General features: G+C 62.6%; 16 protein-coding genes and 2 tRNA genes. 5 read left to right on the forward strand and 13 right to left on the reverse strand.

The window, feature by feature from the left end:
* Nucleotides 1-76: 76 nt before the first annotated feature.
* The 3 genes from PY311_RS00910 to PY311_RS00920 are packed head-to-tail and all read right to left on the reverse strand — an operon-like array spanning nucleotide 77 to nucleotide 770.
* A complete protein-coding gene (locus PY311_RS00910; protein ID WP_286146790.1) occupies nucleotides 77-373 on the reverse strand; it encodes a sigma-70 family RNA polymerase sigma factor in 297 nt (98 codons plus the stop codon).
* A complete protein-coding gene (locus PY311_RS00915) occupies nucleotides 361-585 on the reverse strand; it encodes a hypothetical protein (RefSeq protein WP_286146791.1) in 225 nt (74 codons plus the stop codon). The genes PY311_RS00910 and PY311_RS00915 overlap by 13 nt, the downstream gene beginning before the upstream one ends.
* Nucleotides 582-770 carry a hypothetical protein gene (locus PY311_RS00920; RefSeq protein ID WP_286146792.1) on the reverse strand — a complete coding sequence of 63 codons (189 nt, stop codon included), beginning with the start codon at nucleotides 768-770 and terminating at the stop codon, nucleotides 582-584. The genes PY311_RS00915 and PY311_RS00920 overlap by 4 nt, the downstream gene beginning before the upstream one ends.
* Nucleotides 771-861: 91 nt before the next feature.
* Between PY311_RS00920 and PY311_RS00925 the strand changes: the two genes are divergently transcribed.
* The 3 genes from PY311_RS00925 (at nucleotide 862) to PY311_RS00935 (ending at nucleotide 2,179) form a co-directional block, all read left to right on the forward strand.
* Nucleotides 862-937, forward strand: a tRNA-Thr gene (locus PY311_RS00925).
* An 11-nt stretch (nucleotides 938-948) separates the two neighbouring features.
* Nucleotides 949-1,033 (forward strand) — tRNA-Tyr (locus PY311_RS00930).
* A gap of 390 nt (nucleotides 1,034-1,423) precedes the next feature.
* Nucleotides 1,424-2,179 (forward strand): XRE family transcriptional regulator, encoded by a 756-nt coding sequence (locus PY311_RS00935; RefSeq protein WP_286146793.1) that lies wholly within the window; start codon nucleotides 1,424-1,426, stop codon nucleotides 2,177-2,179.
* A 55-nt stretch (nucleotides 2,180-2,234) separates the two neighbouring features.
* Here PY311_RS00935 and PY311_RS00940 read toward each other — a convergent pair whose 3' ends face one another.
* Genes PY311_RS00940 through dusB form a run of 3 tightly spaced genes read right to left on the reverse strand, consistent with a single transcriptional unit; the run spans nucleotide 2,235 to nucleotide 4,598 of the window.
* Complete coding sequence (locus tag PY311_RS00940; protein WP_286146794.1) at nucleotides 2,235-3,014, reverse strand: anti-sigma factor family protein; 780 nt, start codon at nucleotides 3,012-3,014, stop codon at nucleotides 2,235-2,237.
* Between the two features lies 1 nt (nucleotide 3,015).
* Entirely contained in the window at nucleotides 3,016-3,612 is a 597-nt protein-coding gene (locus tag PY311_RS00945) for an RNA polymerase sigma factor (RefSeq protein ID WP_286146795.1), read from the reverse strand.
* Nucleotides 3,609-4,598, reverse strand: coding sequence for a tRNA dihydrouridine synthase DusB (dusB, locus tag PY311_RS00950; protein ID WP_286146796.1), 990 nt, complete (start codon nucleotides 4,596-4,598; stop codon nucleotides 3,609-3,611). The genes PY311_RS00945 and dusB overlap by 4 nt, the downstream gene beginning before the upstream one ends.
* Before the next feature lie 158 nt (nucleotides 4,599-4,756).
* Here dusB and PY311_RS00955 point away from each other — a divergent pair, with 158 nt between their 5' ends.
* Nucleotides 4,757-6,784 carry a SpoIIE family protein phosphatase gene (locus PY311_RS00955; RefSeq protein WP_286146797.1) on the forward strand — a complete coding sequence of 676 codons (2,028 nt, stop codon included), beginning with the start codon at nucleotides 4,757-4,759 and terminating at the stop codon, nucleotides 6,782-6,784.
* Nucleotides 6,785-6,875: 91 nt separating this feature from the next.
* Nucleotides 6,876-7,142, forward strand: a complete 267-nt coding sequence (locus PY311_RS00960; RefSeq protein WP_286146798.1) for a hypothetical protein — start codon at nucleotides 6,876-6,878, stop codon at nucleotides 7,140-7,142.
* 29 nt (nucleotides 7,143-7,171) lie between these two features.
* Here the strand turns inward: PY311_RS00960 and ribF are convergent, their stop codons facing one another.
* The 7 genes from ribF to rnpM all read right to left on the reverse strand — a co-directional run bounded on the left by ribF (nucleotide 7,172) and on the right by rnpM (nucleotide 13,973).
* The gene (gene ribF / locus PY311_RS00965; protein ID WP_286146799.1) at nucleotides 7,172-8,077 is read right to left on the reverse strand and encodes a riboflavin biosynthesis protein RibF; all 906 of its coding nucleotides are present in this window, start codon (nucleotides 8,075-8,077) and stop codon (nucleotides 7,172-7,174) included.
* Between the two features lie 3 nt (nucleotides 8,078-8,080).
* Nucleotides 8,081-8,944: a tRNA pseudouridine(55) synthase TruB gene (gene truB, locus PY311_RS00970; protein WP_286146800.1), complete on the reverse strand. Its 864-nt coding sequence runs from the start codon at nucleotides 8,942-8,944 to the stop codon at nucleotides 8,081-8,083.
* 11 nt (nucleotides 8,945-8,955) lie between these two features.
* On the reverse strand, nucleotides 8,956-9,915 hold the full coding sequence (locus tag PY311_RS00975; RefSeq protein WP_286146801.1) for a DHH family phosphoesterase: 960 nt from the start codon (nucleotides 9,913-9,915) through the stop codon (nucleotides 8,956-8,958).
* Between the two features lie 2 nt (nucleotides 9,916-9,917).
* On the reverse strand, nucleotides 9,918-10,313 hold the full coding sequence (gene rbfA, locus PY311_RS00980) for a 30S ribosome-binding factor RbfA (RefSeq protein ID WP_286146802.1): 396 nt from the start codon (nucleotides 10,311-10,313) through the stop codon (nucleotides 9,918-9,920).
* A gap of 97 nt (nucleotides 10,314-10,410) precedes the next feature.
* Nucleotides 10,411-12,843: a translation initiation factor IF-2 gene (infB, locus tag PY311_RS00985; protein ID WP_286146803.1), complete on the reverse strand. Its 2,433-nt coding sequence runs from the start codon at nucleotides 12,841-12,843 to the stop codon at nucleotides 10,411-10,413.
* Nucleotides 12,844-12,916: 73 nt separating this feature from the next.
* The gene (locus PY311_RS00990; protein WP_286146804.1) at nucleotides 12,917-13,705 is read right to left on the reverse strand and encodes a 50S ribosomal protein L7; all 789 of its coding nucleotides are present in this window, start codon (nucleotides 13,703-13,705) and stop codon (nucleotides 12,917-12,919) included.
* A complete protein-coding gene (rnpM, locus tag PY311_RS00995) occupies nucleotides 13,692-13,973 on the reverse strand; it encodes an RNase P modulator RnpM (RefSeq protein WP_286146805.1) in 282 nt (93 codons plus the stop codon). The genes PY311_RS00990 and rnpM overlap by 14 nt, the downstream gene beginning before the upstream one ends.
* Nucleotides 13,974-13,988 lie beyond the last annotated feature (15 nt).

The raw sequence follows: 13,988 nt of genomic DNA on the forward strand, positions 1-13,988 counted from the left end.
AATGCGGGACCGGCCCGTATTCTGCCCCCATTATATCGGCTTTTTCCCGGTACCGCAAGCAAAAGCGCAAATTTTCCTACAGCATGAAGCGCAGCGAGCGGTACAGCCGCTCCCGGGCCCGGTGAATCGTCCGGCAGACCGTGGAGCGGTTCAGTCCCAGCCGTTCCCCGATCTGGCTCATGGTCAGTCCCTCATCATAATATAATCCCAAAATCTCCCGCTGCCGGGGCGTCAAAACCTGTCTGCGGGCGGTTCGCAGCTTTTGGCGGAGCTGCTCCAGCTGGCGACGGTTGTCCGGCGCGCCGCTTCGGCCCCACTCCGCCAGATCGGCCAGCCATTGTCCCCCCTTGGCGTCCAGACTCAGATGTGCCATCTAAACGCCTCCCTGTCATAGTAATGAGCCGTGATTCGCGCAAGGCTCCGCGCCTCCCGCCACAGCGGCAGCAGCGCCTCCACCCGCCTTTGCAGTGCCCGGGCAGTCTCCCGGTCCGGCTCCAGCCGTACCATGCGCCGCAGCTCTGTGATTCGGCCGTGCAGCACGGCGGCATTCTCCGCGTAAACCGCGGACAGCTCCAGCAGCGTCATATCCGCGCCTCCCTTCCCCGTATCTCCCGGCAGGGCCAAAGCTCCTGCCGCGCCAGCTCCGGCAGGCACCCGGTGCAGACCCGGCTGCCGTTGCAGCACCAATATTCCTCTCCCGCCGTGATCTCCCGTCCGCACAGCGTACAGCGAACGAGGCGGTCACGAACGCCTCCACAACCGCGTTCCATTCCATCCCCTCCTCAGAAAAAAGCGAAAAACGCAAAAAATGTGTTGACAAAAGCGCCGCTCTCTGCTATCATAAACCATGCTGTTGGAACTGCTGGTGTAGCTCAGCTGGTAGAGCAGCTGATTTGTAATCAGCAGGTCGGGGGTTCGAATCCGTCCACCAGCTCCAAAATTTTATACGGGGGAATTCCAGAGCGGCCAAATGGGGCAGACTGTAAATCTGTTGTCACTGACTTCGGTGGTTCGAATCCACCTTCCCCCACCAAGGAACGATTGCTGAAAAGCAGTCGTTCTTTTTTTGCGTTTGCAAATGCGGAGCACGCTTCCAACGCGCCGAAGCCATGTGAGCAGATACCCCCGAAGGACAGACACAGGCCCCACCTGTGTCTGTCCTTTTATGCGGCGGCTGTTGTCCCGGTTTTCCCGGTCCGGTACGGACAGCTTGACTGCTTCTCCATAAAACCTCCCTTTTCCGCCTGTCCATGGACATTGCATCAGACAGGATTTCTGTGAACGTTCTTACAATATCACAAGTTATTTGTTAAGTCAAGAATATTTTTACAAGAAACTTGTTAAAATAGATTGACAGTCACAGTTTTTTTCGCTATGATGTTGTCGGAAACCGTCGAAAAGCAAAGTAGGAGGCGCTTTTTCCATGAGTTTTGGCGAACAGATCAGGCTCCGGCGGAGCGAGCTGCGGCTCACCCGGGCGGAGCTGGCGGAGCGGCTGGGTGTCTCTCCCTCTGCTGTCAGCAATTATGAAAACGGCCTGAGCTTTCCGAAGGAGGATGTCATGCTGCGGCTGTTTGACTGTCTGGAAACAGAGCCGAACGTTCTGTTCCGGGACAGCTACCGGGAGGGCGGCCGGAGCCTGTCCGCCTCCGAGCAGGCGCTGCTGCGGCAGTACCGGGGCCTGTCCCTCAAGGGCCGCGAGACCGTGCGCTCCGTGGTGGACGCACTGTGCGCCTACCGGGATGAGGTGGAGGAGGCCGGGCCGGAAAAGCAGGAGCCCCGGGTCATCCCTCTTTACCGCAACCCGGCGGCGGCAGGCTATGCCTCCCCGGTGTTCGGCGAGGACTTCGACTATATCCCCGTTACGGAGGACGTTCCGCAGGCGGCGGAGTTCGCCGTTCGAATCAGCGGTGACTCCATGGCCCCTTATATTGCCGATGGCAGCGTGGTCTATGTAAACCGCGACCCGCTGCGGGAGGGCGATGTGGGTATTTTCTGCGTAGATGGCGACCTTTTCTGCAAGCAATACTACAAGGACCCTGCCGGCGTGGTGTATCTGTTCTCCCTGAACCGTAAGCGGGCGGACGCCGATGTGATTCTGCCCCCCTCCGGCAGCCGGGGCCTTGTGTGCTTCGGCCGGGTCATTCTGCACCCGCTGCCCCTGCCGGGCCGGGATTGATTCTCATAGCGCAAAAAAGGAACGCGGCAAGCGCCGCGTTCCTTTTTTTGCCTGTTCAGTCCTCATCTGCTGTGACTACGATGCAATAAAGCTCCGTGGTGCGCTGGGGATTTGCCTCGGCCTCCCACGGAATATCCAGCGCCTCCAAAATCTTTTCAAAATCCGCCTGCTCCATGGCGTAGCCGGTGCCGATAACGCCCGCCTCCGGGCGGTCAGCATCGAAATAGGGCTTTCCGTCATATTCCGCCAGCAGTTCGTCGGCCTGCGCCTGCGTGATCTGCGCCGTACCGGCGAATACAACGTTTCCGTTTTCCACCCAAGCATCCATATGCTCTGCGGCGGCACTGTCCTTTTCCGTGGCGTTCTTTGCGTTGGGCTCTGCCGTGACTATCGCGGATTCCTCATAGCTCACGCTGCCCTCCTCCGCCGCGCCCGCTGCCGGAGCGGCAGCACTGTAAGCGGCGGTGTCCGCCACAGCGGCCTCATTGCCGGAGGACATACTGCTGCCGGACACACCACCGCCGGCAAAGTGATTCTGCACCAAAAGCAGCACGGCCACGCACGCGGCGGCTGCCGCCACCTTGCCCCAAGGCTGCTTTTTCGGCCGGGGCTGCGGTGTTTTCGCCACAGCGGCCATCACGTTTTTCGCAAAATCCGCCGGAAGCTCCGCATCCTCCTCCGTGGGGAACGCCGCCCGGAGGGTCATTGCGTCTGCCACATAGGCCCGACAGTCCGGGCAGTCCGCCAGGTGCGCCCGCACCTCGGCGGTCTCCTCCGGCGTTGTCTCTCCGTCCAAAAAGGCGTCCAGCAGGGCGGTGTTTTCATGGATATTCATTTCACAGCCCCCTTTCTGTTCGTTTGGACGCAGCGGAATCAAAAAAGTTCCCATGTTTTATCAAAAATTCCCGCAGCTGTCTTCGTCCCCGGCTGATTCGGGACTTCACCGTCCCAAGGTCCAGCTCCAAGCTCTCCGCGATCTCGTCATAGCTGAGCTGATGAAGCTCCCGCAGCACTAAAACCGCCCGGTGCTCCGGGGACAGTGTTTTCAGCCCCGCCTCGATCTGCTGCCGCAGCTCCCGGTGCTCTGCCGCCTCCTCCGGGGTGGGGGCGGTGTCCGCCGCCTCCGCCGTGACGGTCTCATCGTCAAGGGACAGGCCCTGATGCCGCTGCTCCTTTCGCAGCAAATCCACGCAGGCGTTGCTGGTCAGCCGGTACAGCCACGTCGAAAACGCGGCGTCTCCCCGGAAAAACGGAAGGCCCTGCCACGCCGCAAGAAACGCTTCCTGCGCCGCCTCCTCCGCCAGCTCCGGCGTGGGGCACAGCCGCACTGCCAGCGCGTAGACCCGCTTCTGGTACAGCCGCACCAGCTCGCCAAAAGCGGCCTCGTCGCCGCCCCGTGCGGCCTGTATCCACCTTTGCTCCTGTTCGTTCATAGGGGCGCCTCCTGATCCCGCAGGTCCCGGCAGATGCCCCTTGTGATGCGCTCCGCATCTTCCAGCGTATTCATCTGCACGATCTGCTCCTTATAATAGTTGGCGTGGGGGATACCCTTGAGATACCAGCAGTATTGCTTCCGGGCCTCCAGCACGGCCACCCGCTCCCCCTTATAGGCGGCGGCCATGCGAATCTGCCGCAGAGCGGTCTGACACCGCTCCGCCAGCGGCGGACGCGGTGGAACGGGCGCTCCGTCCAGCACAGCCTTTGCCTGTTGGAACAGCCACGGATTTCCAAAGCACCCCCGGCCGATCATAGCCATATCTGCGCCGGTGTGGAGCAGGATTCTCTTGGCGTCCTCCGGCTTCCAGATATCGCCATTGGCGATGACCGGGATGGACACCGCCTCCTTCACCGCCCGGATGCAGTTCCAGTCGGCAGTGCCGCCGTAGACCTGCGCCCGGGTGCGGCCATGCACCGCCACGGCGGCGGCACCGGCCTGCTCCAGTGTTTGGGCGAACTCCACGCAGTTGCAGTGGCCCATGTCCCAGCCCCGGCGGAACTTTGCCGTTACCGGCGTTTCCGGCAGGGCCTTCACCACCGCCTCCACGATGCGTCCCGCCAGCTCCGGGTCCTTCATCAGTGCCGCGCCGTCACCGTTGTTGACGATCTTACCCATGGGACAGCCCATGTTGATGTCCAGAATATCCGCGCCGGTGTGCTCTATGGCAATCTGGGCGGCCTCGGCCATACAGGCGGGGTCGCTGCCGAAGATCTGCACAGCGGCGGGATGCTCGCCGGGGAACTGCGTCAGGAGAGAGAACGTTTTTTTATCGTGATAGCACAGCGCCTTGGACGAGATCAGCTCCGTTATGGTGTAGCCCGCCCCCAGCTCCGCGCAGATCTGGCGGAAAGCCGCGTCCGTGACCCCGGCCATGGGCGCCAGAGCCAGCTTGGAATGAATCTCGACCGTACCGATCCTCATGGCGCGGCCCCCTTTCTTTTTTACAGTCTTATTAGTGTAGCTGATTCCCGGCAAAAATGCAAGTCCCGTGAAAATCGGCCCGCCCCACGGATTCCGACTGTATTTTTCCGGGACAGGCAGTATGATACCCTCAGTTAACATAAGAAGGAGGGACCCACATGGACTATGGGGCTCTGACAGCGGCCCGGCTCCGCTCCGGGCAATGGCTGCACTGGGGGATTCGCTTTTTTCTCGCCGCGGCGCTGACCGCCAGCGAAACGGTGGATGGCTACGCGCCCTTTGCGCTGGGGTGCATCGCGGCGGCAGGACCGGGGGCAGGTGGTGCCGCCGCGCTGGGCGGCGGCGTGATGGGGGCGCTGCTGTTTCTGCCCTTTCAGCAGGCATTGGCCTTTGCCGCCGTGGGAATCCTGACGGTCACGGCGGCCACCGCCTTTCGGGACACGGATTTTTTCAAGCGTCCGTGGGTCATGCCGGTGCTGGCGGCGGGCATGGTGCTGGCCGTAGGGGGAATCTACGCCTGTCAGGCCCTTGACCCGGTAAGCAGCATCGGTCCCTGCGCGGCGGCAGGTCTGCTCACCGGTGTGTCCGCCTACTTTTTTGCCCGGCTTTTTCAGGGTGAGGAGGACCGCCTCTCCCCGGAGGGACTGCTGTTTCTCGGCGCGGCGCTGACACTGGCGCTGGGGGACCTGACGGTCCTGAACGTCTCTGTGGGCCGGACGCTGCTGTGCGCCCTCCTTGCCTGCACGGCCTACGGGCAGGGGCCCATGACCGGCGTTACTGCCGGACTGGGGCTGGGCCTTGTCACGGATCTCACCGTGGGGACCGGCGGGCTGTTCACTGCCGCCTACGGCATGGCGGGGCTGCTGGCCGCCCGGTGCCGCCGCCGCTGCACGGCGGCCATGGCCTTCTTTTTAGGGGCGCTTGCCGCCATGCTCACCTCCCGGGAAGCTCTGGCCATGACGCTGCTGCTGGAAACCATTGCCGGAGCGCTGCTGTTTTTGGCGATTCCTCGGCGAATTTTCGGCGGCAAACGCGTCCGGCAGGAGGCCGCCCCCGCCGAAGCGGAGGCAGCGCAGGGGAAAACGCTCCGCACCCGGCTGGACCGGGCTGCGGAGGCAATGCGGGCGCTGTATGACAGCATGAACCGCGCCGCGCCGCCGCAGGAGGAAAACCCGGCGGTCATTTTCGACCGGGCGGCGGAGAAGGTATGCCGGAGCTGCGCGCTGTGCCAGCTCTGCTGGCAAAAGGAGTATACCTCCACCTTTAACGCCCTCAACGATGCCACGCCCTTTCTGTTGGAGCGTGGCAAGGCCAAGGCCAAGGATTTCCCCTCCCATTTTGCCGACCGCTGTATCCACCTCTCCGAGCTTTTGCAGGCCATCAACGGCGAGCTTGCCGCCTTTTTGCTGCGCAAGCAGTACCGCCGCCAGTTGGAGGAGACCCGCCGCAGCGCCAAGGGGCAGTACGCCCAGATGTCCGACCTGCTCTCCGCCGCCGCAGTCAGCGCCGCCGGGGCCGCCCCGGCCCTTGACACAATGGCCCGCTGCGCCATCGGCGCGGCGCTGCGGCCCAAGGAGGGGGAGCTCATCTGCGGGGACACCATGGAAGCTTTCCGCACGGACGGAGGAACATGGTGCATGATCTTGGCGGACGGAATGGGCAGTGGAGACGCCGCACGGCGGGAATCCGCCCTGACCTGCCGGCTGCTGCGGCAGTTTTTAGAGGCGGACATTCAGCCGGAGGCGGCGCTGACCACCCTGAACTCCGCCATGGCCCTCCGGGGTGCGGAGACCGGCAGCTTCACCACTGTGGATCTGTGCGTGCTCCGAGGCGGCGAGGCGGCGTTTTATAAATTCGGTGCCGCCCCCAGCTATCTCAAAAAGGGCGGCTCCGTCCGCCGCATCAGCGGCAGCAGCCTGCCTGTCGGGCTTCGGGGCAGCCCCGCCGCCCCGGACCTCACCACCGTGACGCTGGAGCCGGGGAGCTTTGCCGTGATGGTCAGCGACGGTGTGGCAGACCCCAACCGGGATGACTGGCTGCAAAACCTGCTGGCCGGATGGGGCGGCGATGACCCGCAGACGCTGGCAAATCTCATTTTGTCGGAAAGCATCCGCCGGGAAAAGCTGCAGGATGACTGCGCCGTGCAGGTGCTCTACCGTCTGCCGGAGGAAGTACAGACGGTATAAGCGCTCAAGCTGAAAAAAATCTCCGCCTCCGGTATAGACTTCCTCTCTTTGCGGGAAACTGGAATAGACGAAACAGAGGAGGAGCACAGCTATGGTAAAAGGAATTTCCCGGCGTGTTGTGGTGGTGGATTCGCCGGATCAGCGTTTTTTTGAACAGGCTATCTTCATTGTCCGCAACGATGCCGGCGGCGAGGGCGTCACCGCCCGGGAACTGGTGGAGGAAGCCCGCCGGGTAGCCCGTGGCTACACCGGCGGCAGCCGCCTGAGCCGGGCATGGCGGGAGCTGAACCCGCTGGTATACACCCTCATCGGCGCCGGCAGCATCGGCCTCGTCTGGCTCATTGTGACGCTGATATAAGAAAAAGGAGAGCAAACCGCTCTCCTTTTTTACTGTTTTTCTTTAAAATAGGCCCGGACGCTTTCCGCGTCCGTTTCGATCTGGTGCTTCAGCGCCTCCAACGAATCGAAGCGAATCTCGTCCCGCAGCCGCCGGTAAAATTCCACCCGGATAGACTGGCCGTAGAGGTCGCCCTCAAAGTCCAGCATCCACGATTCCACCGTCAGGTCACTGCCGTTATTCACGGTGGGGCGGGTACCCACATTGGTCACGGCGGCATAGCTGCTCCCATCCTCAAGGCACACCCGGGCAACGTACACACCGTCCCCTGGCACCAGCACATGGGGCGGCGGCACCAGATTCACCGTGGGAATCCCAATGGTGCGGCCGATGCGCCGCCCATGGCGCACGGTCTGGGTCAGGATGTGAGGATGGCCCAGATAGTCCATGGCCCGCTCCACCTGTCCAAGTCCCACCAGCCGGCGGATATAGGTAGAGCTGACAGTGATACCCCCCACCGTGACCTCCGGGATGATGTCGCAGCCCAGCCCCAGTTCCGCGCATTTTGCCTGTAATAAAGCGGGCGTCCCCTGATTTTTATGGCCGAACCGGTGATCGTGTCCCGCCACCAGATGCGCAGCATGATAGCGCTTCACCAAAATCTCCGTGATAAAATCCTCCCACGAGGTCGTCATCATCTCATGGTCAAAGGGGACCATGATGACCTCGTCGATGCCGTAGAGATTTTTGGCGAGCCACGCCCGGTCCTCCGGGGAGTTGATCAGGGGCACCGGCACACCGGAGACCACCTCCTTGGGCGGCTGTGCCCATGTGAACACGGCGGAACAGACGCCCCGGCGCTTTGCCTCCGCCGCCGTGCGGCGCAGCAGGGCGCCGTGCCCCAGATGCACACCGTCAAAAAAGCCCAATGCGATTACTTTCGGTTGAATGGCCATAGCTTATGCTCCAAAAAAATTCTTGATAGATGTCAGCGTACCGTCCTTGGCACGGGACAGGCACAGAAATTCGCCGTTTGCGCCGTATACCCGGTACATTCCCTCCGGCACCTCCGCCGTGATGGGATTGCCGTTGCGGACGCGCTTTTCCTTTCCGGCAGAGGTCAGGCGATAGGCGGGATACGCCGCGAACAGAGAGTCTGCAGGCCGCAGTAGGGCTGCGCCCTGCGCCTGCACAGCCTCAAGGGACACGGCCTCCGCCAGTGTAAAACCGGCGGCCATGGTGCGGCGGAGGCTGTACATGGCGCCGCCGCAGCCCAGCGCCTGCCCGATATCGTGGCACAGCGTTCGAAGATACGTCCCCTTGGAGCACTGGCAGCGGAGAAGATAGTCCGTTTCGCTGACCTGCTCCAGCAGCTCCAACTCAAAAATCGTGATGCTGCGGGGTTTCCGCTCCACCTCGCGGCCCTTACGGGCCAACTCGTAGAGCTTCTGGCCGCCGATCTTAATGGCGGAGTACATGGGCGGCACCTGTTCAATGGGCCCGGTAAAGCGGGGCAGCAGCGCCGCCAGCGCCTCCCGGTCCACGGTGACGGGACGGGTCTCCAAAATTTCGCCGGTGGTATCCTGCGTATCGGTCACAACGCCCAGCCGCAGACCGGCCACATATTCCTTTTCGCCGTTTTCCGCGAACTCCACAGCCCGGGTGGCCTGTCCCAGAAACACTGGCAGTACGCCGGTGGCCATGGGATCCAGCGTGCCGCCGTGGCCCACCCGCTTTTCTCTCAGAATGCCCCGCATCTTGGCGCAGACATCCATACTCGTCCACCCGGCAGGCTTATCAATGATCACAATGCCGCTTGGCATGGCGCAGCTCCTTATCTTTTGAAATCCGGCACAATTCGCGCAATAGCGGTGAGCATTTTCTCCTCCGCCTCGGCGCGGCTCACGCCCTCCAGCGTGGCGCCGGCAGCGCGGGCATGACCGCCGCCGCCCAGCAGGCGGCAGACCTCTGTGGCATTCACCCGCTCCCCGGTGCGGAGGGAGAATTTCCAGACATTCTCCCTCAGCTCCCGCATGGTCACAGCGCAGTCCACGCCCTGAATCTGCGGGCCGAGGGAGGAAAGGTCCTCCGCATCGTTCTCCGTGGCGTGAAACCGCTCCAGCAGCGACAGCGGCACGGCCAGCACCGCCGCGCGGCCGCTATCGTAGAATTTCGCGTCCGCCAGCATGGCCGCCTCCAGCTGCATCCGCACCCGGGATTTCGTCTGGAAGAACCGCTTGTTGACAGTGCGGTAATCAATGCCTGTCTCCATCAGCGCCGCCGCGGCCCGGTGGGTCTCGGCGGTGACATTGGAGTAGATAAAGCCGCCGGTATCCGTGGAAATGGCCACATACAGCGGCAGGGCGATCTCCTGTGTCAGCGGCGTCAGCTCCCGGATGATGTCCAGCACCAGCTCGCCGCAGGCAGCGGCCTTCGGCCGGACGATGTTGGCCCGGCCAAAGCCCTCAAAGGAGGGGTGGTGGTCAAGGGCCAGATCAATGCGTTTTTCATAGGGGCGTGCGTTATCCGGCAGCAGCCCCGGGGTGGCGATGTCCACCGACACCACCCGCTCCGGCACAAAGCCCTCCGGCGCGGCATAGGGGGCAAAATAGGGGGCGGTATTGTCCGTCAGGCCGGGATTTGGCAGCAGATACGCCGTTTTTCCCAGCGCCCGCAGCGCGGCGCACAGGGCGGCGGCACAGCCCACCGTATCTCCGTCCGGCCGCACATGGGTCAAAATCAGCACATGGTCGAAGCGCCGCAGCAGTTCCGCAGCTTCCAATACGGTCAGCACGCTCACGCCTCCTCGTCCGGCAGCACGGCGTCATTATCCGGGTTCACGGGCTTCACCTTTTCCGGGTCCCGCAAAACCTCTAAAATATGCGCGCCGTAGGCGATAGAGTCATCGGCGATAAACTGAAGCTCCGGAGTATAGCGAAGCTGAAGACTGCGGCCCAGCTCCCGACGCAAAAAGCCGGAGGCGGATTTGAGTCCCTTCAAAACATCCTTTTCCTGCGTCTTGTCCAGTACGCTGATATATACCTTGGCATAGCGCAGGTCACCGGTGGTGTCCACACGGGTGACGGAGACCATACCCACCTGAGAGACCCGGGGGTCCTTCAGCCGGCGTAACTGTTCCGCCAGTTCCCGCTGAATTTCCTCGTTGATTCGTCCGATACGGTTCGATGCCATAAAACCTCTCCTTTCCGTTTGTGGGAGATAAAGCGCCGAGCGGCGGCATAGCCGCCGCCCGGAACAGAATGAAACTATAACTTTTTCAGGGCCGCGCTCAGCGGGGCACCTCCTCCATGGTGTAGGCCTCGATGATGTCGCCCAGCTTGATATCGTTGAACTTTTCCACGGTCAGGCCGCACTCAAAGCGCTCCTTGACCTCCTTGACAGAGTCCTTGAACCGCTGGAGAGAGCCGAGAACGCCCTCGTGGACCACGATACCGTCCCGGACCACCCGCACGGAGCAGTCCCGGCGCAGGCAGCCATCCTGCACGTAGCAGCCCGCCACGGTGCCCACAGAGGACACCTTGTAGGTCTCCCGGACCTCCGCATGGCCCAGAACGACCTCCTGGAACTTGGGAGCCAGCATCCCCTTCATAGCGGTTTCGATCTCGTCGATGGCGTCATAAATGACCCGGTACATCCGCATATCCACATTCTGGCGCTGAGCGCTTTCCCGTGCTGCGGCGTCCGGCCGGACGTTGAAGCCGACGATGATGGCGTTGGACGCGGCGGCCAGCGTCACATCGGACTCGTTGATAGCACCCACGGCGCCGTGGATGACCCTGACGTTGACCTCGTCATTGGAGAGCTTCTCCAGAGAGGACTTCACGGCCTCCACGCTGCCCTGCACGTCGGCCTTGACGATGAGGGCCAGCTCCTTGCGCTCGCCGGACTTGATCTGGTCGAACAGGTTCTCCAAAGACACCTTCTGCACCGGCGCGGCGGCCTTGGCGCGTTCCTCGGCCTTGCGCTGCTCCACCAGTTCGCGGGCCATGCGCTCATCCGCCACAGCGAAGAAGGGCGCACCGGCCACAGGAGCCTCGGACAGACCCGCGATCTCCACAGGCACGGAGGGACCGGCCTGCGTTAGCCGCTCGCCGCGGTAGTTTACCATGGTACGCACACGGCCCACAGAGGTGCCGGCGATAATGATGTCGCCCTGCTTCAGCGTGCCGTTCTGCACCAGCAGTGTGGCCACAGGGCCCCGGCCCTTGTCCAGCCGGGCCTCGATGACCGTACCCTGACCGGCGCGGTTGGGATTGGCCTTCAGCTCCTGCACCTCTGCCAGCAGCACAAGGTTTTCCAACAGGTTGTCAATGCCGATGTGCTTCTTGGCGGAAATTTTGCACACGATGGTCTCGCCGCCCCACTCCTCGGGCACGAGGCCGTACTCGGTGAGCTGCTGCATGACCCGGTCAGGGTTGGCGTTTTCCTTATCGATCTTGTTCACCGCCACGAGGATGGGGATATTGGCAGCCTTAGCGTGGTTGATGGACTCCACGGTCTGGGGCATGATACCGTCATCTGCCGCCACCATCAAAATGGCAATATCCGTGATCATAGCGCCGCGGGCACGCATGGACGTAAACGCCTCATGGCCCGGCGTATCCAAAAACGTGATGGGCTTGCCGTGAATCTCCACCTGATAGGCACCGATGTGCTGGGTAATGCCGCCGGCCTCGCCGGAGGCAACGGACGTATTGCGGATGGTATCCAGCAAAGAGGTCTTGCCGTGGTCCACGTGGCCCATGACCACCACAACGGGGGCGCGGGGAACCAGATCCTCGGGCCGGTCCTCCGTGGTGTCGATGAGCTTTTCCTCGATAGTGACCACAACCTCCTTTTCCACCTTGCAGCCAAGCTCCTCGGCCACAAAGGAGGCGGTATCGAAGTCGATGATCTGGCTCAAAGAGGCCATGACGCCGTTTTTCATCAGGCACTTGACCACCTCTGCGCCGGTCTTTTTCATGCGGCTGGCCAGCTCACCCACGCTGATCTCATCGGGAATCTGGACCTTGAGGGGGGCTTTCTTGGCGATCTCAAGCTGGAGCTTGCGCATTTTCTCCGCCTCATCCTGCCGCCGCTTGTTGGAAAATACCTGACCGCCCTGACGTCCGCGGTTGTTGCGGAACTTTTCCTTGCCGCCCTTCTGGGCCATGCGCTCGCCACGCTGACCGCCAAGGTCCTCAAGGCGCTGGTCATACTTCGCCAGATTCACGTCGCCGCCCTTGCGGGTGTCCACCAGCTTCTTCTCCGGTACGCGGGTGGTGGGCTGGGCAGTGGCCGTGGACTTGCTGTGCTTCTGCTGGGGCTGCTGCACCACCGGCTGCGCGGGCTTTTGAGTCTGCTGCTGGGCCGCCGGCTTCTGCGCCTGCTGAGACACGGCGGGCTTTGCCTGTGCCGCCTGTGCGGGCTTGGCGGGCGCTGCCTCTGCCTTATGGGCGGGCTCTGCCTTGGGGGCCGCCTCCGCCTTGGGCGCGGGCGCGCTTTCCGGCTTCTTCGGCTCGTCGGCATAGATTGCCGCAATGCTGGAAATCTGATTGTTCTGGGTCAGATGCTCGAAGATGACGGACAGCTCCTTGTCCTCCAACGCCTGCATATTGCTCTTGGGGGCCTCGCCGTACTTGCCAAGGATGTCGGTGATCACCTTTGCGGGGAAGCCGAAGTCCCGCGCCACATCACGTACTCTGTATTTTTCAATAGCCAAATAAAACACCTCGTTTACCGCCGGTCAAAGGACCGTCCGGCCTGAATTTCGTATGGAACACGCCGACAGCCTCTCAGCTCTCCTTTTTCCGGAAGGAGCCCTTGCCCTTTTTCACCGGGCGGCTGTGTGCAAATGGATTCCGCTTTGCCTTGGGACGGTCGCTTTTGAACGGCCGGGGCCCGCTTTTCCGGGGGCCGCTGCGGCCCTCCGCCGCTTTGCCGGAGGCGGTGCGCCCTTGCGTTTTTCCTCCGGCGCTCTTTTCGTATGTGCCGCTCCGCCGCTGGTTTTTTTCACCCGGCACAGGTCTTGCAGAGGTCTTTCCGCGTGGGCCGCCCTTCCCGGTTTTTTCACCTTTTCGGGGGCCGCGCTCCGCCTTTGCTCCGGCGCGGCGGTCCTGCTTTCGCTCCTCCGGTGTCTCCGTCTGCTTTTTCGGGCGCTTCACGCCCCGGCGGAGATTTTTTTCATGCTGGGCGGCCTCGCTTTTCCGCTCGGCGGCCCGCTTGGCCTTCAGTTCCAGCTTGGCAAGGTCTTCGGCATATTTTTCCGGCTCCGCTTCCGCCAGCCGCCGCACCACCGCCACGGCAAGACCGATATCCGTAATGGCCGCCACGGCGGCAGATGCGCGGCCGGTGGCCAGCCCCAGTTCCCGCTTGGTAAAGGGGACCCGGAGCCACACGCACTGGCCCATTTCCGCGAACCGCCGCACCCGGCGGGCGGTGTTGTCCGCCGCGTCGGACGCCAGCAGCAGCACCCGGGCGTCCCGGGCGCGGGCCACGGCCTCCACCGGCTCCTCGCCTACCTCCAAATTCCGTCCCCGGAGGCACAGGCCGATCAGGGAGAGGGTCTGTTCATTCCTGTCCATCGCGTCCCTCCAGTTCTGCCTCCATGGCGTCATAGACCTCCGCGGGGATGCTGACCTCCAGCGCCCGCTCCAGCGCGCGGGACTTCCGCGCCTTTTTCAGGCACTCCACGCTGTAGCACACGTAGGCGCCCCGGCCGGGCTTTTTGCCCACGAAGTCCAGACTCACCGCCCCCTCGGGGGATTTTACCACCCGCAGAAGGCTCTTTTTATCCTTCATCTCCCGGCAGCCCACACATTGCCGCTGAGGAATTTTCTTCACTTTCTGCATTTTAGACAGCCCTCC

This window comes from Neopoerus faecalis (assembly GCF_029218125.1).
Taxonomy (GTDB): domain Bacteria; phylum Bacillota; class Clostridia; order Oscillospirales; family Oscillospiraceae; genus Oscillibacter; species Oscillibacter faecalis_A.